Source organism: Saccharopolyspora sp. NPDC050389 (genome assembly GCF_040655595.1).
Taxonomy (GTDB): domain Bacteria; phylum Actinomycetota; class Actinomycetes; order Mycobacteriales; family Pseudonocardiaceae; genus Saccharopolyspora.
The window spans coordinates 19,977-46,196 of sequence record NZ_JBFAKG010000038.1; the positions used below are offsets into that span (position 1 = coordinate 19,977).

23 protein-coding genes and 1 pseudogene are annotated in these 26,220 nt (G+C 66.4%); 11 read left to right on the top strand and 13 right to left on the bottom strand.

Going from position 1 to position 26,220, the window contains the following annotated elements:
• Positions 1-3: 3 nt before the first annotated feature.
• Positions 4-237 carry a hypothetical protein gene (locus AB0I53_RS24380; protein WP_358607143.1) on the top strand — a complete coding sequence of 78 codons (234 nt, stop codon included), beginning with the start codon at positions 4-6 and terminating at the stop codon, positions 235-237.
• A gap of 262 nt (positions 238-499) precedes the next feature.
• Here AB0I53_RS24380 and AB0I53_RS24385 read toward each other — a convergent pair whose 3' ends face one another.
• A complete protein-coding gene (locus tag AB0I53_RS24385) occupies positions 500-1,387 on the bottom strand; it encodes a cytochrome c biogenesis CcdA family protein (protein ID WP_132495170.1) in 888 nt (295 codons plus the stop codon).
• Positions 1,384-2,091, bottom strand: coding sequence for a thioredoxin domain-containing protein (locus tag AB0I53_RS24390; RefSeq protein WP_358607146.1), 708 nt, complete (start codon positions 2,089-2,091; stop codon positions 1,384-1,386). Before AB0I53_RS24390 ends, AB0I53_RS24385 begins: the two co-directional genes overlap by 4 nt.
• A gap of 189 nt (positions 2,092-2,280) precedes the next feature.
• Between AB0I53_RS24390 and AB0I53_RS24395 the strand changes: the two genes are divergently transcribed.
• Both AB0I53_RS24395 and AB0I53_RS24400 read left to right on the top strand, forming a co-directional pair.
• A complete protein-coding gene (locus tag AB0I53_RS24395) occupies positions 2,281-2,640 on the top strand; it encodes a BlaI/MecI/CopY family transcriptional regulator (RefSeq protein WP_132495167.1) in 360 nt (119 codons plus the stop codon).
• Positions 2,637-3,587: a M56 family metallopeptidase gene (locus AB0I53_RS24400; RefSeq protein WP_358607150.1), complete on the top strand. Its 951-nt coding sequence runs from the start codon at positions 2,637-2,639 to the stop codon at positions 3,585-3,587. Before AB0I53_RS24395 ends, AB0I53_RS24400 begins: the two co-directional genes overlap by 4 nt.
• A gap of 466 nt (positions 3,588-4,053) precedes the next feature.
• Here AB0I53_RS24400 and AB0I53_RS24405 read toward each other — a convergent pair whose 3' ends face one another.
• Genes AB0I53_RS24405 through AB0I53_RS24415 form a run of 3 tightly spaced genes read right to left on the bottom strand, consistent with a single transcriptional unit; the run spans position 4,054 to position 7,009 of the window.
• Positions 4,054-5,571 (bottom strand): tripartite tricarboxylate transporter permease, encoded by a 1,518-nt coding sequence (locus tag AB0I53_RS24405; RefSeq protein ID WP_358607153.1) that lies wholly within the window; start codon positions 5,569-5,571, stop codon positions 4,054-4,056.
• 5 nt (positions 5,572-5,576) lie between these two features.
• Positions 5,577-6,068 (bottom strand): tripartite tricarboxylate transporter TctB family protein, encoded by a 492-nt coding sequence (locus AB0I53_RS24410; protein ID WP_358607156.1) that lies wholly within the window; start codon positions 6,066-6,068, stop codon positions 5,577-5,579.
• Positions 6,065-7,009, bottom strand: a complete 945-nt coding sequence (locus AB0I53_RS24415) for a tripartite tricarboxylate transporter substrate binding protein (RefSeq protein ID WP_358607159.1) — start codon at positions 7,007-7,009, stop codon at positions 6,065-6,067. Before AB0I53_RS24415 ends, AB0I53_RS24410 begins: the two co-directional genes overlap by 4 nt.
• Before the next feature lie 863 nt (positions 7,010-7,872).
• Between AB0I53_RS24415 and AB0I53_RS24420 the strand changes: the two genes are divergently transcribed.
• The 3 genes and pseudogenes from AB0I53_RS24420 to AB0I53_RS24430 all read left to right on the top strand — a co-directional run.
• Positions 7,873-8,739 carry a hypothetical protein gene (locus AB0I53_RS24420; RefSeq protein WP_358607162.1) on the top strand — a complete coding sequence of 289 codons (867 nt, stop codon included), beginning with the start codon at positions 7,873-7,875 and terminating at the stop codon, positions 8,737-8,739.
• Positions 8,634-8,933, top strand: coding sequence for an integrase core domain-containing protein (locus tag AB0I53_RS24425; protein ID WP_358607165.1), 300 nt, complete (start codon positions 8,634-8,636; stop codon positions 8,931-8,933). Before AB0I53_RS24420 ends, AB0I53_RS24425 begins: the two co-directional genes overlap by 106 nt.
• A 547-nt stretch (positions 8,934-9,480) precedes the next feature.
• A pseudogene (locus AB0I53_RS24430) lies at positions 9,481-9,912 on the top strand (hypothetical protein); the annotation flags it as partial.
• A 153-nt stretch (positions 9,913-10,065) separates the two neighbouring features.
• Here the strand turns inward: AB0I53_RS24430 and AB0I53_RS24435 are convergent.
• From AB0I53_RS24435 to AB0I53_RS24460, 6 genes are all read right to left on the bottom strand, one after another.
• Positions 10,066-11,862 (bottom strand): LamG-like jellyroll fold domain-containing protein, encoded by a 1,797-nt coding sequence (locus AB0I53_RS24435; RefSeq protein ID WP_358607168.1) that lies wholly within the window; start codon positions 11,860-11,862, stop codon positions 10,066-10,068.
• Positions 11,863-12,024: 162 nt separating this feature from the next.
• Positions 12,025-12,936 (bottom strand): ABC transporter substrate-binding protein, encoded by a 912-nt coding sequence (locus AB0I53_RS24440; RefSeq protein WP_358607171.1) that lies wholly within the window; start codon positions 12,934-12,936, stop codon positions 12,025-12,027.
• A 35-nt stretch (positions 12,937-12,971) separates the two neighbouring features.
• Entirely contained in the window at positions 12,972-13,721 is a 750-nt protein-coding gene (locus AB0I53_RS24445; RefSeq protein WP_358607174.1) for an ABC transporter permease, read from the bottom strand.
• On the bottom strand, positions 13,718-14,371 hold the full coding sequence (locus AB0I53_RS24450) for an ABC transporter permease subunit (RefSeq protein WP_358607177.1): 654 nt from the start codon (positions 14,369-14,371) through the stop codon (positions 13,718-13,720). Before AB0I53_RS24450 ends, AB0I53_RS24445 begins: the two co-directional genes overlap by 4 nt.
• Positions 14,368-15,495, bottom strand: a complete 1,128-nt coding sequence (locus AB0I53_RS24455) for an ATP-binding cassette domain-containing protein (protein WP_358607180.1) — start codon at positions 15,493-15,495, stop codon at positions 14,368-14,370. Before AB0I53_RS24455 ends, AB0I53_RS24450 begins: the two co-directional genes overlap by 4 nt.
• The gene (locus AB0I53_RS24460; RefSeq protein WP_358607183.1) at positions 15,492-16,190 is read right to left on the bottom strand and encodes an IclR family transcriptional regulator; all 699 of its coding nucleotides are present in this window, start codon (positions 16,188-16,190) and stop codon (positions 15,492-15,494) included. Before AB0I53_RS24460 ends, AB0I53_RS24455 begins: the two co-directional genes overlap by 4 nt.
• Positions 16,191-16,352: 162 nt before the next feature.
• Here AB0I53_RS24460 and AB0I53_RS24465 point away from each other — a divergent pair, with 162 nt between their 5' ends.
• The 4 genes from AB0I53_RS24465 (at position 16,353) to AB0I53_RS24480 (ending at position 23,871) form a co-directional block, all read left to right on the top strand.
• Positions 16,353-17,870: an aromatic amino acid lyase gene (locus tag AB0I53_RS24465; RefSeq protein WP_358607186.1), complete on the top strand. Its 1,518-nt coding sequence runs from the start codon at positions 16,353-16,355 to the stop codon at positions 17,868-17,870.
• Positions 17,871-18,119: 249 nt separating this feature from the next.
• Positions 18,120-18,365 (top strand): three-helix bundle dimerization domain-containing protein, encoded by a 246-nt coding sequence (locus tag AB0I53_RS24470; RefSeq protein WP_358607189.1) that lies wholly within the window; start codon positions 18,120-18,122, stop codon positions 18,363-18,365.
• Between the two features lie 1,059 nt (positions 18,366-19,424).
• A complete protein-coding gene (locus AB0I53_RS24475; RefSeq protein ID WP_358607313.1) occupies positions 19,425-21,734 on the top strand; it encodes a LuxR C-terminal-related transcriptional regulator in 2,310 nt (769 codons plus the stop codon).
• A 16-nt stretch (positions 21,735-21,750) separates the two neighbouring features.
• A complete protein-coding gene (locus tag AB0I53_RS24480) occupies positions 21,751-23,871 on the top strand; it encodes an NB-ARC domain-containing protein (RefSeq protein ID WP_358607192.1) in 2,121 nt (706 codons plus the stop codon).
• Positions 23,872-24,195: 324 nt separating this feature from the next.
• Here AB0I53_RS24480 and AB0I53_RS24485 read toward each other — a convergent pair whose 3' ends face one another.
• Both AB0I53_RS24485 and AB0I53_RS24490 read right to left on the bottom strand, forming a co-directional pair.
• Entirely contained in the window at positions 24,196-25,200 is a 1,005-nt protein-coding gene (locus AB0I53_RS24485; protein WP_358607195.1) for a cation:proton antiporter, read from the bottom strand.
• 367 nt (positions 25,201-25,567) lie between these two features.
• Positions 25,568-25,963: an integrase core domain-containing protein gene (locus tag AB0I53_RS24490; protein ID WP_358607318.1), complete on the bottom strand. Its 396-nt coding sequence runs from the start codon at positions 25,961-25,963 to the stop codon at positions 25,568-25,570.
• On the opposite strand from AB0I53_RS24490, the gene AB0I53_RS24495 reads away from it, so the two are divergent.
• Positions 25,911-26,132 carry an FCD domain-containing protein gene (locus tag AB0I53_RS24495; RefSeq protein WP_358607198.1) on the top strand — a complete coding sequence of 74 codons (222 nt, stop codon included), beginning with the start codon at positions 25,911-25,913 and terminating at the stop codon, positions 26,130-26,132. The genes AB0I53_RS24490 and AB0I53_RS24495 overlap by 53 nt on opposite strands.
• The last annotated feature ends 88 nt before the right edge of the window (positions 26,133-26,220 follow it).

Below are 26,220 nucleotides of genomic sequence, written 5' to 3' on the forward strand. Positions count from 1 at the left end.
AGCGTGAAGGTTCGACCAGTGATCCGGGTCGGGATCTACGCGGGCAAGACCGCCCATCACGCGTGCGCGGTGGATGGCGACGGCAAGGTCGTGTTCTCGCGGAAGGTGACCAATGACCGGTCGCGGGAGCTGTGGACGGGCGTCGAAACCAGCATCGGCAGCGAGATCCGGGCGTCGGTCCCGTCACACGGCGCAGCGGGGTACCGGGTGTGGCCGAACCCGGGAGCGGAGTTGTGACCAGAACTTCCATCCGCTGGTACGGCAATGCGCGCGATCCGCCTGCCCTTTTCCTGCAACGGAAGGAGCTGCTTCTCCGGTGGTTTCGGGCGCCGGCGGTCGATCGGCTCGGGAATGGGCTCGGCTTCTCCAGGCGCGGCGGCTCACCGCGTTGTCGAAGTCGAACACCGGCACCAGGTCGCCAGCGGCCGTGCGGCGCCAGCCACTGATGTCCGGCTCCCTGATCCCGGTCCAGCGCTCCAGGAACCGCGGCACCGAAGTCTCATTCCTTCGCGCGGTGGGGCTCGTTGTCGAGTTCGTCGGGAGCGTGGTTCGAGGTGCCGTGGCCGCGGCTTGTGCGGCGGGTCGCGAGCAGCGCCCAACCGAGCCCAGCAAGCAGCAGCAGTACGACTCCGGCCACCACCAACTGGTCGGAGATGAGCGCCGATACGTGCTGCACCCATGCCTGGGCAGCGAACTGGGCGTCGATGCTGATGATTCCGCCGAGGGATCCGGTGCCGTCGGTGGCGAGGAACACCGCGCCGAGGGTGATGAAGACCAGTCCGGAGAGCAGTGTGGTGCTGTGCACGCGGAGCGGGCCGAGCTTCAGCTCCCGGCCGCGCAGCCACCGGCGTCGCCCGAGGTCGAAGCGGTCCCACAGGGCGGCGATCAGGAACAACGGCACCGCCATGCCCAGTGCGTAGATGGCCAGCAGCAGGCCTCCGTAGGCGGGGTTGGCTCCGGTCATGGCGATCGTCAGCACGCTGCCGAGCAGGGGGCCGGCGCAGAATCCGGCCAGTCCGTACACGGTGCCCAGCAGGTATACCGACAGCGCCGAGGAGATCTTGATCCGCCCGCTGAGCCGCTGCGCTGCCGTGGAGCCGAAGCCGAGGCCGAAGATCTGTCCCGCGCCGAGCACGATCATGATCGATCCGCCGATCAGCACGACGAGGTCGCGGTGCTCGTTGAGCACCGCACCGATCGAGCCCGCGGCCATGCCCATCGGCACCAGGGTGGTGGCCAGGCCGAGGTAGAAGATGCCGGTGCGCAGCAGTAGTCGCACCCGGTCGGCGAATGCGTAGGCGAAGAACGCCGGCACGAGAAGTGCGGAGCACGGGCTCAGCAGCGACAGCACGCCACCGAGGAATGCGCCGAAGTAACCGATGGTCATGCCTTGGCCCGTTCCGCTTCGATCACCGCGACGAACTGCTCCAGTGGCTGGGCGCCGAGCACCGCCTGCTCGTTGATGATGAACGACGGGGTGCTGGACGCCCCGAGCGCCTGTCCCTCGGCCAGGTCGGTCTGGATCGCCTGCATGATCGCCGGGTCGTTGCGGTCGGCGTTGAACTTCGCGAGGTCCGGTACGCCTGCTTCGCGGGCCACCTGCTGGATGGCATCTTCCGGGAACGGCGGCTTGTGCCCGTCGTTGCCCCGCGCGTAGGCGGCGTTGTGGAACTCCCAGAACCGGCCCTGGCGGGCGGCGGCACGAGCCGCCTTGGCGACCTCCACGGACTCCGCGCCGAAGATCGGGAAGTCGCGCCATTCGATGCGCAGCACCCCGGGGTCGACGTACCGCTTGATCAGCTCCGGCTCGACGTCGGCGGTGAACTTCGAGCAGAACGGGCAGCGGAAGTCCTCGTACTTGATCAGCACCACAGGTGCGTCGATGCGCCCGATCGCGAACGAGTCATCGGGCTGCCGCCGCTGCAGGGTTTTCAACACCGCGGCGATGTCGTCCTCCTGAGTCGGGGCGGGTTGTTGCGCCGATTCCGGGGACGGCCTGCCGCCGAACGCGCCCCATGCCAGCGCCGCCACGGCGACCACGACCAGCGCCGCGAACCCCCACCGGAACGCCGGCGAGCCCTTCGAATCCATCAGAACACCTAGCTTCTATCAAAGTTAGTAGAACTCTTATTGTGCATAGTAGAATCACGGCGCCGGCACGTTCCCGGTGCCCCGGGCAAGATCAACCGGGGTCTTGGTGCACGGTTGGACAGCGCGGCACTGGCTTGGCTGCCTGCGGCAGACGCCTGACCTATCCTGCCGACCGGAGGGGGATTTGTGATGCGTAGCCTGGGGCCACTCGAGTCGGCCGTGATGAACCTGCTGTGGGAAGCGGCGGATCCGATGAGCGTGCGGGAGGTGCTGGACGGCCTCCACGACCGCGGTCTCGCCTACACGACGGTGGCCACGGTGCTGGAGAACCTCCACCGCAAGCAGTGGGTCGACCGCGATCGGCTCGGCCGGGTCTGGTTCTATCGCCCCCGTCTGCAGGCCAGCGAGCATGCCGCGTTGCTGATGCGGGAAGCGCTCGCGGCCAGCAACAGCCCGCGCGCGACGTTCCTCAAGTTCGTCGACGAGATCAGCGACGAGGAAGCCGCGATGCTGCGGGAACTGCTCGCCGAGACGCCGGAGGGCCGATGACACCGCTGCTCATCGGGCTGTTCGCCTACACCGCAGCGCTGGCCGCATTGGGGCCCGGTCTGATGCGGGCCTGTCGGCGCTGGCAATCCGCTGCGCCCCGACTCGGGCTCATCCTGTGGGCCACGCTGGCCACCTCGTGGGTCGTATCGGTGATCAGCGCCGGTCTCGCTGCGATGGCACAACTCTCCGGCGGCCTCGGTCTCGCCGGTCTGCTGCACGCCTGCCTGCGTGCGCTGCTGGCGATCATCGGGGTGCACGACCTTGCCGACGCGCCCGCTGCCATCGCACTGCTCGGCTCCGTCCTGGTGATGGTGCGGTTGTTGGCCGTTGCCGCACACCATGCCCGGCAGGCCCGGCGGCACCGCAAGATGCACCGGCATGCCCTGCGCTCGTGCTCGGACACGCTTGTCCACAATGGAATTCGAATTGATGTCGTGGAAACCGAGCAGCTGGCTGCGTACTGCGTTCCCGGGCGAGGCTCTACCGTCGTACTCACCACAGGCGCACTGCGCCGGCTCGTGCCGGCCGAACGAGACGCTGTCATCGCGCACGAGATCGCGCACCTGCGCGGGAAGCACCATCTCGTGCTGGGCTGGGCGGCGATCCTCGCGCGGGCCTTTCCCTTCGTGCCGCTGCTGAAGGCGGTTTCGCAGGAGATCGCCCGCCTCGTCGAGTGGATCGCCGACGATCGGGCGGGCCGCCGACATGGGAATCGCGGTAGCCCGAGCCCTGACCGTGATGGCCACGAGCAACCGGAAATCGGCCACCCCCGTACCGAAAACAGCTCTCGCGGCGGTGGGCTCCGGCGTTCCGGAACGGGTCAGGCGCCTCGTTCAGCCCCGGGCGGCAGTGCGCTCGGCGTGCTGGCGGATCGTCGCTGCGCTCACCTTGCCGTTGCTTGCGCTCGTCGCGGCGGCGGCTGTGCTCGTCCCATGTGCCACCGCTGACCCGACACCCATCTGCACCGGAATCCCGAGCGTCACGGACTCCGCGTACTGATGTCCGCGTTGCGCTCACGACGGCGAACCGCGCCGGAGCGCTCCAGACCATCGACCAATCCGGCTGCACGACCAGTACGAGTCAGGCGACGCCGCGCACGCGGGTGACGAGCACGCCCCAGGAGAAGGCGCGCTTCGCATCTGAATGACGCCACGGCCCAAGTAGTCTTAGACACAACGCCCTCCGCGAAGAGGCTGCTCGCGCAAGGAGGCTCTTTGGTCGTGGCAACAGAAACCTTTGCGTGGGCCAGCCCGCGCAGACCAGACTCCACGCACCAACCGTCACACCAGCGCCTTGAAAGTTGGGCGGGTGTTCGCTGATGAGTTCCCTGAAGGAGGGCGGGCCGGTGCGGGAGTTCGAAATGCCATGGCCGGCGCCACCTCAGCATCTGACGCTGTCGTGCGCCGTGTCCGTTCAACCTGTGCGCGCGACGGCGGAAGACAAGTTTTGAGTTCGACGTTTCTTGGCTGCGAGCCACATGCCCGTGATGAGGACGGCTACGAAAAGCGTGCAGAGGACGAGTGAGACGGGGCGGGTTACGAAGATTGTGGGGTCTCCGTCGGACATCGTCAGCGATGCTCGCAGGTTGGATTCCAGGGTGCTGCCGAGGATCGCGGACAGCACGAGAGGGCCGGGCTCGAACCCGGTCTTGCGCATGGCGTAGCCGAGGAGGCCGGCGAGCACGGCGACGACCATGTCGAAGATGCTGTTGTTCAGCGAGTAGACGCCGACCATGGTGACCATGACGGTCACGGCGCTGATCACGCTCATGCGGATCTTCAGCAGCTGCACGAACGCGCCGACCAGTGGGATGTTGAGCACCAGCAGCATCAGGTTGCCGATGAACATGGAGGCCATGATCCCCCAGAACACGTCCGGGTGTTCGCTGACGAGCGTGGGTCCGGGCGTGATGCCTTGTAGCAGCAGGGCTCCGAACATCAGGGCCATCACGCTGCCGGTGGGCAGGCCCAAAGTGAGCAGGGGCAGGAAACTGGCTGTCGATCCGGCGTTGTTCGCCGTTTCGGGTCCGGCGACTCCTTCGATGGCACCGTTGCCGAAGCGGGTCGGGTCCTTCGCGCGGCGGCGTTCGACGGCGTAGGACGTCATAGACGAGAGCACACTGCCACCACCTGGAACGAGGCCGAGCACCGAGCCGATGAGGGTGCCGCGGGCGATGGGCCCGGCGGAGGTGCGCAGATCCTGGCTGCTTGGCCACACCTTGTCGATCTTGGTGGCCACCGACTTCTGGTTGGAGCCGTGGTGGAGGTTGTGGAGCACTTCGCCGATGCCGAACATGCCCATGGCGATGGCGACGATTTCCAGTCCGCCGAGCAGGTCCAGGGAGCCGAAGGTGAACCGCGCGACGCCGTCGACTGGGTCCTGGCCCACTGTGCCGATGAGTAGCCCGAGTCCGAGCATCGCGAGCGCCTTGACCAGGGGTCCGCGTGCGATAGCCAGTACCAACAGGAGGCCCAGTAGTGCCACCGCGAACAGTTCCGGCGGTCCGAACTCGGCCGCGAGTGCGGCCAGGGGTGCCGCTAGGGCGACGAGTACGACCGTGGCTACGACTCCGCCGATGAACGATCCGATCGCTGCGGTCCCGAGTGCTGCGCCGGCACGTCCTTGTCGGGCCATTTCGTAGCCGTCGAAGGTGGTTACGATTGAGGCGACCTCGCCTGGGACTCGGACGAGCACTGCGGTGATGGTTCCGCCGTACATCGCGCCGTAGTAGATCCCGGCGAGCAAGATGATCGCGCCGGACGGTTCGAGTGCGTAGGTGACCGGCAACAGCATCGCGATGGTCGCGGTCGGCCCCAATCCGGGAAGTACTCCGATGACCATGCCGATGAGGACGCCGAGCAGCACCATCAGGAGGTTCGTACCACTGAGCGCGACGCCGAACCCGTTGATCAGTCCATCGAGCTGGGGCATCGCGGTCACCTCGGGAGGAAGGCGTCGACGGGCAGGGGCACGTCGAGCAGTTGGACGAACACGACGTAGATCACCAAGCCGACGCCAGTCGGCACCAACGCCGAAACCAGCCAGGATTCCTTAGCGAGGAAGCGGAGCCAGACGATCCCGGTCACGGCGCATGCGGTGACGATCCCGGTTGCCTTCAGCAGTGCGATGAACACGGCAAGCAGGAGCACACCCCACAGGATCTGGGATAATTCGGCGAGATTGACGCGATCGACCGTCCGAAGAGGACGCTTGAACAACATGACCGCGGAGGTCGCCACGAGGAGGATTCCTGCGAACACCGGCCACAGACCAGGCCCTGCCGGTTCGCCGTTGCGCTGTTCCAGCAGGATGCCACTGATCACCGCCGCAACCCCAATGGCCAACAGTGCGAGACTCGGGACGACGCTGGTCCTTGAAGGTCCTCGACGCTCGTCCGCATGCTCCGGTGCTTGCTTCTTCGTCGTCATCGCCGCACCAGGCCAACGAGCGCCTTCTCGGTCTCAGTCAGCAGCTCGGCGACGTGCTGGCCGTCCAGGTCGGGGTCGGGGGAGTTGTCGCCCACCACGGATAGGACCTGTTGGTCGGTGGTGCAGGTGGTCAGCGTCCGACTGAGTTTGTCGAGCACTATCGGGTGGGTGCGGGAAGGGGCGGCCCAGTAGGACACGATCCCCGGCCCTGGGAGTTGTCCTGCCCCATAACCGAGTTCGGCCAGGGTTGGTACGTCGGCGAGGTACTCGGGTCGGCGGTCTGCGGCCACCGCGAGTGCGCGGACTTCTCCTGAGCGGATCGCCTTCACGACGGGCTTTCCGCTGGCTACGACGAGGAGGTCGTAGTCGCCGTGGGCGAGCCCGCGTCGGCCTTCGCCGAGGCTGCCGTAGGCGATCTGGTCCGCCTTGAGTCCGTAGTTGTCCACGAGCCCCTTGACGTTGAGGCCCGAGGATGTCGCCGGCCCTGAGGTTGCGACCACGACGTGATCGTCGGCGCTGATGAGCTGGCTCAGCGAGGTGATCGGACTGGTGGGGGCGACGAGGAAGACCGACGGGGTGGTGCTGGTGGCGCCGATCGGTACCAGTGAATTCGCGTTGTACCCGGCGTCCGGGGTGAGCATCGGAGCGATCACGCCGGTGCTGGTGGTGGCCTGCACCAGCGTGTAGCCGTCAGGTTTGGCGCGGATGACTTCGTTCATGCCGATCGTGCCGTTGCCGCCGCCGCGGTTTTCCACCAGAACAGGTCGATCAAGTTTCGTTTCGACGCACTTGCCGTATACCCTGGCCAAGGTGTCATTTGGCGATCCGGCTGGAAACGGGCTGATGAGTCGAATGCTGCGGCTCGGATAGTCCTGCGGATTCCCGGTGGACTCTTGCGCACATGCGGCCAACAGCATCGCAGCTGCACCGACCGCCAGCACCGTTGCTGGCTTGCTCATGACGTCCTCTCGAAGACTGGAGATCCTGACCGCGGATCGCTCTCCGGGATTCGTTTGCCGAGAGTGCGCGAGCAGTGTTGTCAGGAGAACCGGAGGAAGTCAACTATCGCCGCGATACCGCGCCGATCTCCGACGGGAATGGCGTGGCCGAACTGCTCGCCCCGGTGCCGTTCGAGGAGTTCGACACCGGCACTACGCCGACCCCGAAGGTTGGCCGGGATTCGCGGACTACCGTGTGCCAGTCGAAGTACTCGGTGCCAGCGCGAGATGCTGCTCGACGAGGTTGATCACCCGCTGGGCTACACGCACAGCGCTGTCAGACCCTCTGTCAGGGGCGGCCACGATGGCCAACAGCAGCCGTCCATCGACCAACCCGTACTGGCCTGTGAAGTGCTGATGGAAACGCGTGACACCAGTTGGGTCAGAGGCGTCGGCGGCAGCCCATAATCGCAGGAGCCAACCGGGGTCGGCACTTTCTTCCTCGCCCACAACCGCCCCCGGCGTTGACCCGCAACGTTGACAAGTCGCAACACTCTAGCGGCCCAGGAGGGATCGATACGGACGGACGATCCCTAGCGGGTCTGTCGCGCTACGCCCGCGCACGCGCTGAGCGGCACGACGCCGGGGTTTTCGCGCCCTGGGTTTGGTTGATCAGGCGGTCGGCGACGTAGTGGGCGTAGCGGGGGACACCGCGGAGGGTGGCGGAGGAGAAGCTGGTTTGCCATTCCAGGCCGACGTAGCCGAGTCCGGGGCGAGTTTGGGAGATGATCCCGCGGCGATCGAAGTCCCCGTCCTGGTCGGCCTCGTCTACGTCTCACTGGCGGCCCGCCGCTGCTTCACCCCAGGTGACCCGGAAGCTGCTGTACGCCACGGCGGTGCTGCTGCGCCGCCACACTTCCAGGGACGCCGAGTTACTCGTACTGCGGCACGAGAACGCGGTGCTACGCCGCCAACTCAAGGGTCCGGTGCGCTACGAACCGGCGGACCGGTTCTGGTTCGCCGCCCTGTCCGCGCTGATACCCCGGCGGCGCTGGCGCGAGGTCTTCCCCGTCACCCCGGGAACCCTGCTCGCCTGGCACCGCAGATTCATCGCCGCGAAGTGGGACTACACCGAGCGCCGCGACCGCACCGGACGCCCGCCGACCAGGGCGGCGCTCAAGAAGCTGATCCTGCAGCTCGCTCGAGAGAACGCGAGGTGGGGGCACAGGCGGATCCAGGGGGAGCTGGCCCGTCTTGGGCACCGGATCGCCGCATCCACGGTATGGGAAATCCTCAACGCGGCGGGCATCGACCCGGCCCCGCGTCGCTCCGGCCCAACCTGGCGCGAGTTCCTCACCGCGCAGGCTGAGGGCATCATCGCGGCCGACTTCCTGCACGTCGACACCGTGTTGGGCAGGAGGCTGTACGTGCTGGCGTTCCTCGAGCACGGCACGCGGCGGCTGCACATCACCGGCGTCACCGCCCATCCGACCCGGCAGTGGGCCGTGCAGCAGGCCCGGAATCTCGCCTCCGACCTGGGCATCCGTTTCGAGTCCTTGCGCTTTCTGCTGCGCGACCGCGACGGGAAGTACTCCCGCGCCTTCGCGCCGTCTTCGAAGCCGAGGACGTGGAGATCCTCAAGAGCGCCCCGCGGGCACCGCGGACGAACGCCCACTGCGAACGGGTCATCGGCAGCCTCCGGCGCGAAGTCCTCGACCACGTCCTGGTCCTGAACGAGTTCCATGCCCAGCGTGTGCTTTCCGCCTACCAGCGGCACTACAACGGGCACCGGCCCCACCAGGCCCGCAACCAGCTACCGCCCGACGCTCACGACCACCCCGCTCCCGTGCATGACCTCGACGCCCGCCGGGTCCTGCGCACCCGAGTCCTCGGCGGCGTGGTCAACGAGTACCGCTACGCAGCCTGACGTGCGGCGATGACTTTTCGAGCGGCACAGCACCTCACCAAAGCTCAACACCCATGACCTCACCTGGTGGCAACTGCCCAACACCCTTCACCGGCATACCCGAATCCTCGTCACCATGATCGCGGTCGGGCTGTCGTTCGGGCTTACGAACGGTCTCCGGTTCGGACTCATGGTCGGGCTCGTGTCTGGGATCGGGGTCAGTCTCGGGCTTGGGCTCACACTGGCGCTCATCAGTGAAGTGAGACTCTCTCGCGGCCGCACCGGACACGAACCCGAACGGCTGCGCCTGCGTTGCGGCGGCGAAACACTGCACGGCGCTCCTGGTCGGCACACTTCAAGAGCGATGCGCGCGAGTTCACCGCAGGACTCGCGTACGGGTGCGCATACGGACTCACCGTCCAGCTCACGAACTGGCTCGTGCACGGGGTCGAAAGTCCGCTAGCGGCCGGCTCGCTAGCGGACTCTCGGCAGGGCTCGTGTTCGGGACCGCAAATGTCGGGGTATCAGAGTTCGGAGAGGGCCATGATCCCCGAAACGCCATCACCCCATGGCAACTCCTGACCACCGACCGAACAGTCACGCTTGTCAGAACGATTACGTCTACGCTCATGTTCAGCCTCATGTTCGCGCTCGTCGATGGGCTCGCGGCCGGGCTTGCGCGTGGGCTCTGTGGGGCTCGATTTCGGGCTCATTGTTTGGTCTCCGCAGCCTAGCGCTGTTCGCCACGCCGACCGCGCTGACCACTTTCCGGCTGCCCAACCGTCTGAACGCGTTGGTCGAGGTGTCCGACCGGTTCCACTTTAAGCCGCTGCTGCGCTCGATCACCTTCCCGCAGACCGCGCTGCTGCTGGCACTCGCGCAGAACTCGGTGCGGCTGCTGGAGGTCGTGCCCGACATCGATCCGGTCGCCGTCGACGTGCCCGGGATGCCGGCGGACGTCGCGAGTTCGGTGGGCAAGAAGCCGGTCACCGACCGCCCGCTGCGGACTCGCCCACCCCTTCGATCAGCGGTCCGAGAACGTCGCCGAGCCTCCGAATCGCCTTGCCCTCGTTCAGGAAGAAGACCGAACGATCACCTGGTTCACCTGCTTGCTGGCCATCGACTGCCGTCGCGGCAGATCTTTCTCAGGGCGTCAGCCGAGCATGAAGTCAGTCACCGGGAGGGGGCGGGCGACCACGCGGACATCTCCGATCCAGCCGTGGAAGCCTTGTTCCACTGTCCGGTTGTAGGCGTATCCGCCGAGCAGCCAACTACCGCCCGGATTGGCGAGGCCGATCGCGGCAGCCCTCGGGTTCCGGACGACCGGGCACCCGTCTACGTACATGGTGGTGTGCGTGCCGTCGTTGACCACGGCGACGTGCCACCACTTGTCCAGCTCGAGTTCGTGACTCCAGTTCGTGCTGATGCTGTTCGTGTTGAGTGGGAATGCTGCCCACTGGAATCCGGCGCCGTCGGAGAGGGACAACGTGACCGCTGGTTCGCTCGGATCGTCGCCGGTCTTGCCTGCGTCTCCGCCCGTGCCCAGTCGCGAGAAGACACCGCACCAGGCGTGGTTTCCATCCTTGAAGTCCGGTGGCAGCTTGACGAACGCCTCAACGGTGTAGCCCTGGGCGAAGTCCATCCTGTTCAACGGCGCGGAGTCAACGGTCTGCAGGTATGAGCCGCGGGGAGGGTTCTTGGATCCGGTGAATCGCAGGCTGACGTGGCCTGGTTGCCGCCTGTCGAAGTCCGAGGAGTACGTCAGAGAGCCACCGCCGAGTGTCATGGGCTTCAGGTCGTTGTCCTGACCGGAGAGATCTCGCACAGACTCGACCTTGGTCCCGGCGGCAGCGTTGTCGAAACGCCAGTACGCAACTGTTCCCGGCAGCAACATGTCGCGCACCGGTCGCGGCGCGGGCACGGAGACCGGTGCGAAGCCAGCGAAGCGCTGCTCGAAGTCGATCGGAACGCTGAAGTAGTCCACCTCGCCGGTGCGCTCGATCTCCTGGCGTTCCAGCTCGTTGAGGTCCGGGGCCTTCGCCAGCAGCCACGGGGAGATCGTGTGCACGTCGATGACACCGCGCGCCAGGTCGAATCGGTACAACCGGATCATCGCGCTGCCGCCGTAGTAGCGGTCCTGGTAGTTGGTGATGTGCAGGTGCGCGTCGTTACCGGCCTTGTTGCGCAGCACCGCGCGGCCTGGAGGCCAGTAATGACCGTTGAGGGTCAGGAAGATCTGGTCGTTGTCGGCTACCAGGTCGCGCCAGACGCGCTGGCCGAAATCGGAAAGTTGCGCCTGGCCGTCCGCTTGGGCGTACACCATCTCGTGGATCGTCAGGATCACCGGCAGGTCCGGATGCCGGTCCATCACCGAGTTGGCCCAGGCGATGCCGCCCGCCGACGGCCGCCAGTCCAGTGCCAGCAACAGCCATTGCCGGCCACCACCGTGGAAGATGTGATAGCTGTTGTACCCGTCCTTGCTCGAGCCGCGGTAGGCAGGGGAGAGCGCGGCTCGCTTCGGACCGAAGGTGTCGAGATAGGGTGTCGGTCCGCGTTGGTCGTCTGTGGACGAATCGATGTCGTGGTTGCCGGCGACCACGCTGTACGGGAAGCGCTGCCGGTCGAGCACCTCAAAGGAGCGGCTGATCCGCGCGAGCTCGTCCGGCCGGCCGTGCTCGGTCAGGTCGCCGAGGTGCGTGAGGAACACGATGTTCTCGTCCGCCTCCAGCACGTACCGCAGCGAGGCGTCGAGCGGGGTGGAGTCGCCGCGATCGGCGTCGAACAGGTACTGGGTGTCGGGTATGACGGCCACGGTGAACCGCGGGTTCTCCGGATCGATCCGACCGGCCTCGGTCGCGGCACCCGATGCGCCGACCAGGCTTGAGCCGGCAAGCCCAGCGCCGAGCATTCCGGTGCCGAGCAAGAAGGTACGCCGATTAGCGTTCATCATGGAGCGGACGGTATATGGCTAATGTGGACAGTCCTGGAAACGGATGGTGAACTTTCACAGCAGGTCAGCCAAGGAGTGCCGCAGAAGGAGGAAGTCGAGTTTCCCGCCGAGGAAGCAGCTCAGCTCCGTGATGGCGCGTCCCACCGGGAAGCTCGCCCGGTGCTATGCGGGCAGGGTCGCTTGACGCAGCCACTCGCGGGCGACTGTTTTGGGATTTTCCCGTTCTGCCACGACGCGTCGGAGCATGTTTCGGATCTGGTCCGTGGTGAGTTGCGCGGAGATCGCGTTGAGCGTTTCCGCGACACGCGGAGTCACCTTGCTGCTGTTGGCCAGTGGGAGGATGTTCTCCGGGAGGAACAGCTCTTGGTCATCTTGGAGGGTCACGAGGTCGTGGTCGCTGATCGCCGGGTCTGTGCTGAAAAGGTCGGCGACGTCGATCTGTCCGTTGGTCAGTGCGCTCACCGTGAGAGGTCCACCGGAGTCCAGCGGCGCGAAGCTCTTGAAGTGCAGTCCGTAGAGCTTTTCCAGGCCGGCAACCCCGTTTTGCCGCGTTTTCCACTCCGGCGGGCCGCCGAGGGTGAGGTTGGCGGCATGTGGTTGCAGATCGCTGATCTTCTTGAGTTTGTAGCGTTCAGCGGTTTCGCGGGACACGGCGAGCACGTCCTTGTTCTCCGCGGAAGAGGCGTTGAGGACGACAATCCCTTTGGGGACGGCGGTCTTGAGTTCGGCCAGCACTTCCTCTCTCGTCTGTGCGCCGGTGTCCGGTTTGAGGTGCTGTAGCAGCGCACCGCTGTACTCGGGAATGAGGTCGATGGAGCCGTCGGTGAGCCCGGGGACGTACGCTTCTCGGCTGGCGATGTTGAATCGCTCCTGCACGTTCAGGCCGCGGTCTCGCAGTGCCTGCGCGTAGATGGTGGCGAGGAGCTGGCTCTCCTGGAAGTTCGCGGAACCGACAACGATCGTGTTGGGATCGCCGCCCCCTTCGCCTGCGGAGAGTGGGTTGGACCCGAGTCCGCAGGCACTGGCGCCCAGCAGGCCCAAGGTTGTGAACAGCGAAACGATCCAATGGCGCATGGGGAATCTCCTGAGCCTGTTCGGGTTGGCTGTGGTCAGCTGTGCACCAACGCACGGGGCTCGGTCGCATTGCCGCGCCTGGCTGCGGAGCGGGTGGTGGCCGAAGTCCGCCAGCGGCGGGTCAGGCCACGTGAGACCACTAGACGTTCGACCACGAGCAGCGCCCCTTCCACCGCGACGGCGAGGAGCGCGACCAGCAGTGCCCCGGCCACCATCATGGTGTAGTCCAGTTGCGCCTGGCCGTCGATGATGTAGCGGCCGAGGCCGCCGAGCGACACGTAGGCGGCGACGGTGGCGGTCGAGACGATCTGCAACGTCGCGCTGCGCACACCGGAAATGATCAGCGGTAGCGCGCACGGGATTTCCACTTGCACGAGCACCTGGAACGGACGCATTCCGATGCCGTAGGCGGCGTCGCGGACAGCGGGGTCGATTCCCCGGATACCCGCGTAGGTGTTGACCATGATCGGAGGGATCGCGAGAACCACCAGGACGATCAAGCTGGGTACGACGAACGCCAGGTCTTCGCCCAGGTACGGGGCGATGACCACGACGGCGAGGATCAGCAGGCCCAGGGTCGGCAACGCCCGCAGTGAGTTGGCCAGTCCGGCGATCGCGAACGTGCCCTTGCCCGTGTGCCCGATGAACAAGCCCAACGGCATCGCGATGACGAGGGCCGCGGCGGCGGCCATCGCGGTGTAGCCGATGTGGTCGAGCATCAGTTGGGGAATGCCGTCCGGGCCGCTCCAGTGGGCCGGATCGACGAACCACTCGACGATGTTCATGTTGTGCTCCCCGCTTTCCGCCATGGGGTGAGCCGGTGGCTGACCAGGAGAATCAGTGCGTCGAACAGCCAGGCCACAACGACGCAACCGACGATGCCGGTGATGATGGGTACGACGTAGTCGAGCTGGAAGCCGGTGGTGAACAGCGAACCCAACTGCGGGATCCCCAGCAGCGAAGCCAGAGACACGAGGCTCACGTTCGACGCCGCCGCCACGCGCAGTCCCGCCGCGATCACCGGAACCGCGATAGGCAGCTCCACCAGGCAGAAACGCTGGAACGGCCGGTAGCCCATGGCCTCGGCAGAGAGCGCGGTTTCGCCGGGGACCGCTGCCAGGGCGTCGGCGACAACGCGCACCAACAGCGCGACCGTGTACACGAGCAGTGCGGAGATGATGTTCAGCGGGTCGAGCATCCGGGTCCCCAGCACCTGCGGAAGCAGGACGAACAGGGCGAGGGACGGCAGCGTGTAAAGCAGACCTGCGGAGGTGACCATCGGCCCGTACGCGCCGCGGTAGCGGTGGGCGAGCCAGCCCAGCGGCAGGGCCAGCAGGAGCCCAGCGATCAACGGGATCAGCGAGAGGTAGATGTGCCAGGCTGCGTATTCGCCGATGATCGCGGCGTTGTCGACAAGCCAGTCGAACGCGCTCATGGACGCGGACCCCCCAGCGCCTCGGCGTGCTCGACGTTCTGGGCAGTACTTGCGTCTCTGATAAGGCCGGCCGCGGTGATTGTCCCGTGCAACGTTCCGTCCGGATTCACTACGACCCCCCTTCCTGACGGCGAGGACAGGGCCGCGCCGAGCAGGTCCCTCGTGCTTGCGTCACGACGGCTGACGGTGCCGCCGAGGTTGACGTCTTCACGCCGGATGGTGTCGGCGTCGTGGGTGGCGAGGTCGAGCCAGCCCAGCGGGGCGCCGGTTTCGCCGAGGACGAGGATCCATTCGTCGACGGCGGCCTCGCGCGCGTGTTCCGTTCTGCTGTTGACCGCGACTGCGGGTTCGTCGAAGACCAGCAAGGACAGGGGAGTGCTGAAGCCGAGTGCTCGGTATCCACGGTCCCGGCCGACGAAGTCGGCGACGAAGTCGTTGGCGGGGCGGGCCAGGAGTTCGGAGGGTGACGCGACCTGGGCGAGCCGACCCCCGGCGGCGAACACCGCGACCTGATCCCCCAAGGTGATGGCCTCGTCGATGTCGTGCGTGACGAGGATGATCGTCTTGCCCAGTTCACCCTGCAGCGTGCGGAACTCCTCCTGCAGGCGGGTTCGGACGATCGGGTCGACGGCGCTGAACGGTTCGTCCATCAGCATCACCTGGGAGTCGGCGGCCAGCGCTCGTGCCACGCCGACGCGCTGCTGCTGCCCGCCCGAGAGCTGCGCGGGGTAGCGGTCGGCGAACTCCAGCGGCAGGCCGACCATCTCCAGCAGTTCGAGAGCTCGCGCGCGGGCCTTGCGGCGCGTCCAGCCGATCAGTCGTGGCACCGCGCCGATGTTCTCGGCGACCGTGCGATGCGGGAACAGGCCTGCGTGCTGGATGACGTATCCGATGCCGCGGCGGAGTTCGGCGGTGTCCATCTCGGCGGTGTCGCGTCCGTCGATGCTGATTCGCCCTTCGGTGGGCGTGATCAATCGGTTGACCATGCGCAGGGAGGTCGTTTTGCCGCAACCGGACGGCCCGACCAGCACGGTGATCGAGCCCTTCGGCGCGGCCAGGTCCAACGAGTCCACTGCCGTCGTGCCATCGCGATACCGCTTGGTGACCTTCTCGAAACGGATCATGCTGGGTCCTCCTCGTCCACAGGAACCGTTTTGGCGCGGAGGGACTCGTCCGCGCCGAGTTCTGCGGAAATCCGGTCTGCCTCTGCGAGTGCCAGCTCGCCTAGCTGGCGCTGGCGGTCCTCGTCGATCCGGTAGACCGGGCCGACGATGCTGACCGCCGCGATGACCCCCTTGGGAGAGCGGATCGGTGCGGCGATCGCCAGGACGTCGGGTTCGACCGCGGAAACGGCGGCGACATAGCCGCAATCGGGCACGTCGCCCCGGACAGCCTGGCCCGCGGCCGAGCCGTCCAGTGGGAAGCTCTGCCCGACCCAGCTGACGTGCCGGATCGACCGGCTGCCTTCGGCTTGGGCGAGGTAGACGACTCCGTCGTCGGCTGTCCGGGCGCTGAGGTACGCGGACTCGCCGGTCTCCGCGGCGAGCGCCCGCAGTGCGGGCTCAGTCAGGGACACCAGCGAATCGTTGCCCAGTGCGCGGGCGCCGAGCTGGATCAACCGGTGCCCCGGGTGGAACACACCGTCCTCGGTGCGGTGGACGAAACCCGTCTGTTCCAGGGTTCTCAGCAGCCGCAGCGCTGTGCTCGGCGCGAGCCCGGCCTCGCGAGCGCACTCGGTCAGCGTCGTCTCACCGGACTCGGAGACGACCGCGAGGAGGCCCAACGCCCGCTCAACCGGCCGGTTGGACAGCTCTGTCATCTTGTGCTCCGTCGGTACAAGGGGAGTAATCGATTCCAATCGGCTCATCAATTTTCGCGGGGTGAAACTCGATTGCCGCTGGACGGCAGGATGGCATACTCTTCACCCGATCGGAAGAGGTTCTTTTCCGGCTGTTCTCCGGAGAGACTGGAGGTGTCCCGCTTGTTGACGCTGGATGGGTCCGTGCTGGACTGCGATCAAGTCGCCCGGGTGGCACGTGAGGGCGAAACGGTCGCCCTCACGAACGAGGCCCTCGGCAAGATCGCCACCGCGCACGACCAGATCGCGGAAGTCGCGGTTCGTCGACCGGTCTACGGTCGTGGGACCGGTGTGGGCGTCAACCGCACTGTGCTGGTAGCGGACGCGCGGGGACACGGGAGGCGGTTGCTGCGAAGCCACGCCGCGGCCTCGGGTCCGGGCATTTCCGCGGACACCGTCCGCGCGATGCTCCTGATCCGGCTCAATCAGCTCGCGGCGGGCGGGTCCGGGGTCTCCCCCGCTACGGCGCGAGGACTGCAGCGGTTGCTGAACGAGGACGCGTTACCCACGGTGCGGGAACACGGCTCGGTCGGAACGGGAGACCTGGCGGCACTCGCCGGGACGGCATTGACGCTGATCGGGGAACGCCCGGCCAGCCGTCCGTGGACGCCGGTGGACGGCTTCCCGGAGTCGGATGCATTGCCCTTCATCAGCAGCAACGCATTGACTCTCGGTCGAATCATGCTCGCGCTCGCCGACCTGGAACCGTTGGTGCGGGCGGCTACTGTGGTCGCGGGCCTGTCTTTCTCCGCAGTGCGCGGCAATCCCGAGGCGTTCTCGGAGCAGGCCGCACGCGCCACTCCTTTCACGGGTACGGCCGTGGTCGCGGAGTGGCTGCGCGAGCTGGTCAGTTCACCGCTGTCCGCGGCCAGGATCCAGGACCCGTTCGGATACCGGGTGTTCCCGCAAGCGCACGGCGCGGTCGTCGACGCAGTCGCCGACCTAACCTCCGCCGTCACCTCGCTTGCCGCCACCGCGCAGGAAAACCCACTGCTGGTCACGGCTTCCCTCGGCGAGCAAGCCACCGTCGTCCATCATGGTGGATTCCACATGGCGCCCCTGGCATTGCGTTTGGACACGGCGCGCCTCGCTTTCGCTCAAGCAGCGCCCCTGCTGCTCGGGCGAATCCGCACGTTGACCGACCCGTCGTACACCCAGCTCACGTCGTTCCTGGCAGCCGGGCCGCCAGGCTCGTCGGGAACGATGATTCTGGAGTATGTGGCCGGGTCTGCCTACGGTTCGCTTCGGGCAGCTGCGGCCCCCGCAAGTCTGGAAACTGTGGTGCTGTCGCGCGGAACCGAGGACGACGCCAGCTTCGTCTCGTTGGGGGCGCGGCAATTGGAGACCACTGTGCACTCCTATCGAACGATGATCGCATGTGAGCTCCTCCACGCGCTTCGCGCGCTCTCTCTGCGTGACGAGCGTGCCTCCTGGCTTCCTTCACCCCTGCTGGCCGAGGCGTGGAGGCGATGCCACGACGGCAACACTTCCCACGTGGCCGACCATGCTGACCGCGACCTCGAGAATGAGCTGGCTGCGGCTGAAGAACTCCTTCCGGCGCTTGCCGGACTTCTCCCGCCGACGCCGTGGACAGCCTACTCCCGCGTGCCGCAAATCCCGACTTCATCCGGTGTAGCTTGACAGCACCTCACACCGCGAAGGTCCTACTCCGACTTCGCCCAGCGTCGCGGGAAGTCGGGTAGACGGAAGCAGCGCGATAACACGGATCGACGCGTCGGCAGCTCACCGGTCGTGGTCGACGCTTCGGCGACCGTCGGCCTGTTGTCCGGGTTCTATGCCCGACCTCCGTCGTCGGGCTGCCAGGGGTCTTTGCGCCCTAGGGCAGCGCCTGGTCGTCCATCGACCCTGTCGCGTGGAAGGGGGAGTCGGATGGACAACCTCGATCATGAATGGCTGGAACGTGAGCTCGTCCTGGTGCGCGAGGAACTGGCCGGCATGTTCCCAGCAGTATCGCGGACGAAGGTGTCAGCGGCAGTGGACGCTGCGGCAGCTGAATTCATCCCGTCTGCACGGGTGGCCAGTTACCTACCGATCCTCATCCGACGCCGCGCACAGCATCACCTAGCGAAGGCAACTTCGACCGGCGGCACCGGGTATCGAACACTCGCCCGGTAACCCAAGCCCGGCCGAGCGCGCTCTCGCTCAGCTCGACTGCCCAGCCGCTCGCTGGCCGCTGGAAGGACCCGGCTTCCCGGCGCGGGCTCTGGCAGCTGCGCGCTGTGCCATCGCGGTGCCACGCCACAGACGATCTCATGCGCGACCGCGGATAAGCCGACTACCTGCACCGCGTAGAGCTGGAATTGTCGGCGGAACCGGAGTCCAAAGAAAAAGGCTTCGGCTACCGGTTTCCGCCGCCAAAGCCGAGGGCTGGGACCGCATCCAGCTGGAGGGGCCTCCCAGGGCAGGGCTGATCGCCCATCGCTCCGGGGGTTGATGAACTCGGCGGGTGGTCGTCGACCTCGTGACGGAACTCCGTGGCAGGACAAGATCATCCACGGTAGTACGTACCTCGAACGCCAGGACGTTGTGGAAGAGCACGCCTTGGTGTGCTCCGGGCATGACAGGCCGGGCACACCACCGGCGCTTGAGAAGGGTTGTGGTCACTTCCGCCGCAGGAGCACCTCGTGTGCGATTCCTCCAACACCAGCGGTCAGCCCGACCAGACCCGCAGGGTCCTTTTGCAGCAGCAACCCGATACCGTCAGCGCGCCCGTTACGGCGACAAAGGCGGCCATGCTGCGCGCGGTGCCCCGGCTCATCTATTCCTTCTTCCGATCCGTGTTGGCGCGATTGTGTTTGAGCCTGGTGCGTATTGCTTGGCGATGTCGACCCCTGGTCGGTGCGGCGGCGATCCCGTGGCGGGAACGCCGATCTGCTTCGCGACGAGCGGGACCGCGATGGCTCGGGTTGGCTTGCCACGGTTTTTGAGGCTGCCAGCCCTACGGTGGTAGTTGACCGACCTTCGACAAGGTGCGCAGCAGGTCGTTCGCTGATCATTGCGGCGCCGAGGAACCGTTGGCTGCTATCTGTGTTCGCTGTGTTGCCGGAGGGCCGATTCCGGACGAGTCCCGCCTTGAGCATCGCAGTCGGTTTGAGATGTGTCTGAGAGCCCCGGGCGTAGTGTGGGAACGTGAGTAAATCGTCACCCGGAACGGTGGGTGGCCTTCCGGCGGATGTGACGAGTTTCGTCGGGCGTCGGCACGAGATCGCCCAGGTCAGGGCCATGTTGATGTCGTCGCGGCTGACGACTCTGACCGGGGTGGGCGGAGTCGGCAAGTCCCGGTTGGCGTTGCGGGTGGCCAGGGGAGTGCATCGGGCGTTCCGCGACGGGGTGTGGCTGGTCGAGTTGGCCAAATTGCAGTCACCCTCGTTGCTGGCGACCGCGGTCGCGGTGGCGTTGGGATTGCGTGAGCAGTCCACGCGAGGCCCCGAGACCGTTTTGACGGACTACCTGTCTGACAAGCAACTGCTGCTTGTGTTGGACAACTGCGAACATGTGGTGGATGAATGTGCCGAGTTGGTGAGCACGCTGTTGCGGGAGGCACCAGGGCTGCGGATCCTCGCCACGAGCCGGGAGCCACTGCACGTGGCAGGGGAGCACGTCTGGTCCGTACCGCCGATGTCGCTGGATGTGGATGAGACTCTTGAGTCGCATGCTTCGGGAGAAAGTCCGTCTGAGGCGCTTCTGTTGTTCGAGCAGCGAGCGGAGGCGGTGCTTCCCGGGTTCGCTCTGGGGCCGGACAACCTGGAGACGGTGGCTCGGTTGTGCCGGCGGCTGGAGGGTCTGCCACTGGCCATCGAGCTGGCAGCCGTGCGGATGCGTGCGCTGCCGGTGGAGCAGATCTTGTTGCGGCTGGACGATCGCTTCCGGTTGCTGACCGGCGGCAGCCGCACCGAGCTGCCGCATCACCGGACGCTGCGCGCGACGTTCGACTGGAGCTTCGATCTGTGCACGAAACAGCTGCAAACGCTGTGGCAACGGATGTCGGTGTTCGTCGGGAGCTTCAGCCTGGACGCGGCGGAAGCGGTGTGCGCGGACGACGACCTGCCGCGGCAGGAAATCTTCGAGTGCATAGCAGGGCTCGTGGACCAGTCCCTGCTGACCCGCGATGAAGCGGGCTCTCCCGTCCGTTACGGGCTGCTCGAAACGGTGCGCCAGTACGGGCAGCAGCGGCTGCGCGAATCCAGTGGTGAAGCAGTGCTGCGGCTGCGGCACCGGGACTACTACCTGCGGTTGGCGGAGGACGCCGAAGCCGACTGGTTCGGTCCCCGCCAACTCGATTGGCTGACTCGCTTGCGTGCGGAGCATTCGAATCTCCGGGCTGCCCTGGAATTCTGCGTCACTGAGCCCGGCCAAGCACGAGTAGGGCAGCGCTTGGCCTCGGCGCTGTGGATCTACTGGATCGCGTGCGGTTTGCTCACCGAGGGGCGGTACTGGCTGGATCGGGCTCTGGCGCTTGACCAGGAGCTCAGCGCCGAGCGAGCCAAGGCCCTGTGGGTCAGCGGTTACATCGCCATCCGGCAAGGCGACAACTCCGCGGCTTTGGCCATGCTGGAGGAATGCCAGGAGCTTGCACGGCGACTGGACGACCGGTCCGCGCTGGCGCGCGGACTGCAGATGAACGGGCTGGCGGAGCTGATGCACGGCGACCACGCTCGAGGGGTCGAGCTGCTGGAAGAGGCACTGGCTCGCCACCGGGCCGCCGGCGAGCCCGACGTGAACCTGGCGACAACGGTGTTCTACCTGGCCCTGGCGGTCTGCACACGCGGCGACCTGGATCGTGCGGTGGCGCTCTGCGAGGAATGCAGGCAGATGTGCGAGTCCTGCGGTGAGCATTGGAGCCTGTCGCGCACTCTCTGGATCCTGAGCCTCGCCCGGTGGGCCCGGGGAGAGCGGCAGCTGGCGATCGAGAACGTGCGGGAGTCACTGCGGATAGAACGAGTTCTTCGAGACCCGATCAGCATCGCTTTGTGCGTGGAGATCCTGGGCTGGATCGCTGCGGCCGAGGATGAGCCGAAACGGGCCGCCAAGCTTTTCGGAGCCAGCCGCAAGCTCTTTGAACCGCTCAGCGAGTTCTTGTTCGGGTTCGGGTACTACCTCAGCTGGCATGGTGAGGCCGAGGCCCGGTCGCGCGAGGTCCTTGGCGATGAGGAGTTCGACGACGCCTACGAGGCGGGGCGCAGTATGCCCCTTGATACGGCCATTGCCTACGCGCTGTCCGAGAGTGCCAAGGCGGAGACTGTGGTCGCTCCGTCGTTGAGCTCACCGCTGACGAGGCGTGAGCGGGAGGTCGCCGCGCTGGTTGCCGAGGGATTGTCGAACAAGGAGATCGCCTCCAGGCTGTTCATCGCGAAACGGACCGTCGAGGCTCACGTGGAACACGTCTTTATCAAGCTTGGTTTCAACTCCCGGGCCCAGCTCGCGACCTGGATGACGGAGCAGTGGACGCCCCACCGCAGTGTCGACAACGAATTCGGGGGGTGAGTCGACGGTGAGGAGCATGCACGGTGCCGGGCGGCAGGCGGGGAACTTGCTGGGTGAGACCAGCAGCTTTGTCGGCCGCCAACACGAGGTGGCCGAGAACAAACGGGCACTGTCTCGGGCGCGGTTGGTGACCATCACGGGGCCTCCCGGGGTGGGCAAGTCGCGCGTGGGCCTGCGCGTGGCCGCACAGGTGCGTCGGAGATTTCCTGACGGTGTGTGGCTGGTGAGACTGGCCGAGCTGGACGACGGCGCACTCCTGCCGCACACCGTGCTGGGCGTCCTCGGAGCCGGCGACTGGTCGCTGGGGCGGCCGATCGACGCACTGTCGGAGTACTTGGCGCCTCGGCGATTGCTGCTTGTGCTGGACAACTGTGAGCATCTGGTTCAGGACTGCGCGGATTTGGTGAATGCGCTGCTCAGGAAAGCTCCCGGGTTGCGCATCCTGATCACCAGCCGTCAGGTGCTGGGCTGCGACGGCGAGCACGTGGTGACGATCCCGCCGTTGCCGGTTCCCGAGCACCCCGAAGAGCTGCTCTCGATGGAGGCGGCGCGGGATTGGGCATCGGTGGAATTGTTCGCCGAGCGTGCTGCGGAACTGGCCCCGGGCTTCGCTGTGGACGTCGCCAACTGCCGCGCGGTGGCGGAGATCTGCGGTCGGTTGGAAGGGCTGCCGCTGGCGATCGAGCTGGTGGCGAAATGGCTCCGGACGATGTCGGTCGAAGAGATCATCGCAGCGTTGGACGAATGGCCTGCGACCGGCGTGACCAGGCCACCCGAGCCGGACGTCCGGGTGGGGTGCCACCACGAGACGTTGCGGGCGATCTTCGACTGGAGCTTCGAGCTGTGCAGCCCGGCTGAGCGGAGGCTGTGGGTGCGGTCCTCGGTGTTCGCGGCGGATTTCGACCTGGAGACGGCTGAAGCGGTCTGCGCCGACGAGGTGCTGCTGCCGGAGGACGTGCTGGAACTGGTCGTCGGGCTGGTGGACAAGTCCGTCCTCAGCCGGCAGGACCGTGCCGGGCGCACGCGTTTCCGGCTGCTCGACCCGACCCGTCAGTATGGGAGGCAGCGGCTTCACGAGTCGGGGGAGGGAGACCTCCTGCGGCGGCGGCATCGAGACCACTACCGCCGGTTGGCCGAGCGGGCGGAGGCGAAGTGGTTCGGTCCCGAGCAGGTGGCCTGGAACGAACGCGTGGACTCCGAGCACGCGAACCTGCGGATGGCGCTGGAGTTCTGCCTCGCCGAGCCCGGAGAGGCGCGGACCGGATTGAGGTTGGCCGGGGCGCTGTGGTTCTGCTGGGTCGGCGGCGGTCGGGTCGCGGAGGGTCGCTACTGGTTGGATCACCTGCTTGCGCGAGCGACGGAACCGAGCGAGGAGAGGGCGAAGGCGTTGTGGACCAACGCCTGGATCGCCACCATCCAGGGCGATGTTGGCCCTGCGCTGGCGATGCTCGAGGAGTGTCGTGACCTGGCACGCCGCATCGGTGACGAGGCGGAGCTGACCTCCGCATTGTGCGTGTCCGGTTATGCCGAGCACATGCGCGAGAACCCGCAGCGCGCGGTGGCGTATCTGGAAGAAGCCCTGGCGAAGGAGAAGGCCGGGGGCCGGCCCAGTGCGGTGACGGTGGTGAGCCGGCCGATTCTGGCCAGCACCGTGCTGCTTCTCGGCGACTGCGAGCGGGCTCGTGATCTCTGCGAAGAGTGCCTGGCGATGCGTGACCAGTACAGCGTTCCGTGGTCGAGCTCGTGGGCGCTGTGGGTTCTGGGCGCTGCGGCCTGGACGGAGGGCGACACCCGGCAAGCCAGCGCGTATGCTCGGGAATGCCTGCGGATCAAGCAGCAGCTCAACGATCTGGTCGGGGTGGTCCTGTCCATCGAGCTGCTCGCCTGGTCCGCGGTAGGGCAGGACGCTGAAAGCGCCGCTCGGTTGCTGGGAGCCAGCCACACCTTGTGGCGCGAGATCGGCCAGCCGCTGTTCGGATTCGCACCGTACGTGGCCCGGCACCGGGCAAGCGAGGAACAAGCTCGCAAGGCTCTCGGCCCGCAGGCGTTCGACGCCGCATTCGAAGATGGGAACAACCTCACCCACCACCAGGCCATATCCTATGCGCTCCGGGAAAGCAACGATCGCGTGTCCTGAGGGAACCGCCATCGCTTACCCTGCAAGGGGTTTCCCGAACCGCGAGGCATGCATCTCCCGCTGGCTTGGGAAAATCCCGACACACTCGGACGGCTGAGTGCTCGGCGTGCTTCACGTGTCCCGAAAGCGGCTGATGAACTCTCGCAGCAGGTCATGCGACTGTTTTGCGAAGCCGACTGCCGAGAAACCGCAGCACGAACCGAATCTGTGCACAGCCGAGGCGCGCACTCGGCTGCACCGCATCGCCGGACGGCAACAAACCCGTTGAATCCAAACGGGAACCAGGTCCTGTGCCGGCCGCCGGACAGACGGCTGGACCGGACTTCAACGCCGGCACCGGGCGAACCTGGGGACGGAGAAGGGGGCCAGTCCGGTCTGGATGGTGCCGTGGAGAACCGCTGGGACGAGTGCGTCCGCTGTCGCGGGGGCGAGGGCCAGGCCGAGCGTGCAGTGTCCGCTGGTGGTGAAGACGCCGTCCGCACCGGGGACGGGGCCGATGATCGGCCGCCAGTCCTGGAGGTAGCAGCGCATCCACACCCCCACCCCCAGGCTCAGCGCGCGCTCCAGCCACAGCTGTTTCCGGGCGCTGGCGTCGGGATCCACCAGCGGTCGGTAGATGTCCTTGACGAACACCACCGCGATCGAGTTCAGGGACGAGCTCGCGGTGGACATCACCACCGACAGCAGCGCGGCGACCACGAGCCCGACAATCCCTGCGGGGATCAGCCGCATCACGACGGTGGTCAACGCCTGGTCTGGGGCAACACCGGGGAACAGAACCGTGGCCAGCAGCCCAATGGTTGCGGTGATGAAGAAGAACGCTCCCGCGAAGAACCCGGCGAGGACGAGCCCCCAGCGGGCGCTGCGGGCATCGGTTGCTGTGATCGTCGTTTGCCCCATCGTCTGGTCCGCACGCCCGGCGTCCTTGAGCACGGGGACAACCAGACCGAGCGATGTCGCGGACAGCGCCACCGCGATCAGCATCGGGTCACGCACCCAGCCCGCCGCGCCAAACGAGAAGCCTGCCGCCACGCCGACCGCCAAGCTCACCACGTAGCCGATCAAGGCCACCCGCAGCAGTGGCCCGCGCAGGCGATGGAGGTCAACCTCAAGCCCTGCGAGAAACAGGAGAAACGCCAGTCCCAGCAAGGCTACGATCTGCACCGCCTGATCCATGCGCACAAGTCCCAGCACCGATGGCCCCACGATGACCCCAGCCACGATCTCCAGGACCACCGACGGGATCCGCAGCCGCGGTGCCAGCCCGAGCAACAACGGCGCCAGAAAGGCAATGATCGTCAGGATCAGAAGATTCCCGAAGCCCGGCATCGCTAACCCCCGCTGTACAAGTGATCCCCACACCCTGCACATATGTCCCGGGGATCTCCGACGCTGTACCGCGACGTCCGGACCTCAAACCCCGTCGAACACGCCTGGCCGTTCGGTCAGCCCGCTACGCACACCTGCGGATCGGTGAAAGTGACCCGTGGAACGACATCGGTAACACTGCTGCCTCCTCTTCATCGCTATTTCTGCTGGTCAACACAGGCCCGCCGGTAGCTGTGTGCTGTCAGCGCTATCAGGTGCATGGGTCGGTCCGATCGAGGAGTTGATTTCCATCGGGCGGTGTTCAGGTCATCGTGTAGGGCGCCAAAACTCGATGTACGGGGTTGGTCTGGGGTTTTTCTGATGGGCTTCAAGCGGCTCGGGTGTACTCGTTGATCACGCCGTCCAGGACTTTGCGACGCCGGATCGGTGCGTCGATCGGGATCACCGTCGTCGGATCGTGCTCTGGCGGGTGCTGGTCGAGGCTTTGATGCGGGCGGTGGGTATTGAAGTGGTCCGTGTATTCGTTGAGCACTGCCATGGCGTGCCGTTCGTTGTAGATCAGGAGCCGGTCGGTGCATTCGCCGCGGGGGTGCGGATGAATCGTTCCGCGTAGCGTTTCGCCTGTGGTGTCTGTGGCGGGGTTTTGATGACCTTCACGCGCTCGGACGCGAAGACCGCGTCGAATGCGGGCGTGTACTTGCCTGCATCTGATGGAAGGTATCGGCGAGGCACTTGATCGAACGTCCAGCAGGTCGCTGAGCACGCCAAGCCAGCCAGCCAGCTCCCTGCGCGACCACCGCGAGATCCTCGGCGCGATCCGCGCGCACGAACTCGCAGACGCGGCGGACGCGATGCTGAGTCACCTCGTCCGAACGACGGACGCTCTCCTCGCGATGCGCAAGGATCGGCGATTGGATACCAGTCGCAGCTGAACGCTGCTCGTCATGCGAAGGTCGCGATGTCCAAACAGGACGACCTGGCGCTGCGGCTCCCGTTTCGGGATAGCAACAGCGCCAGTCA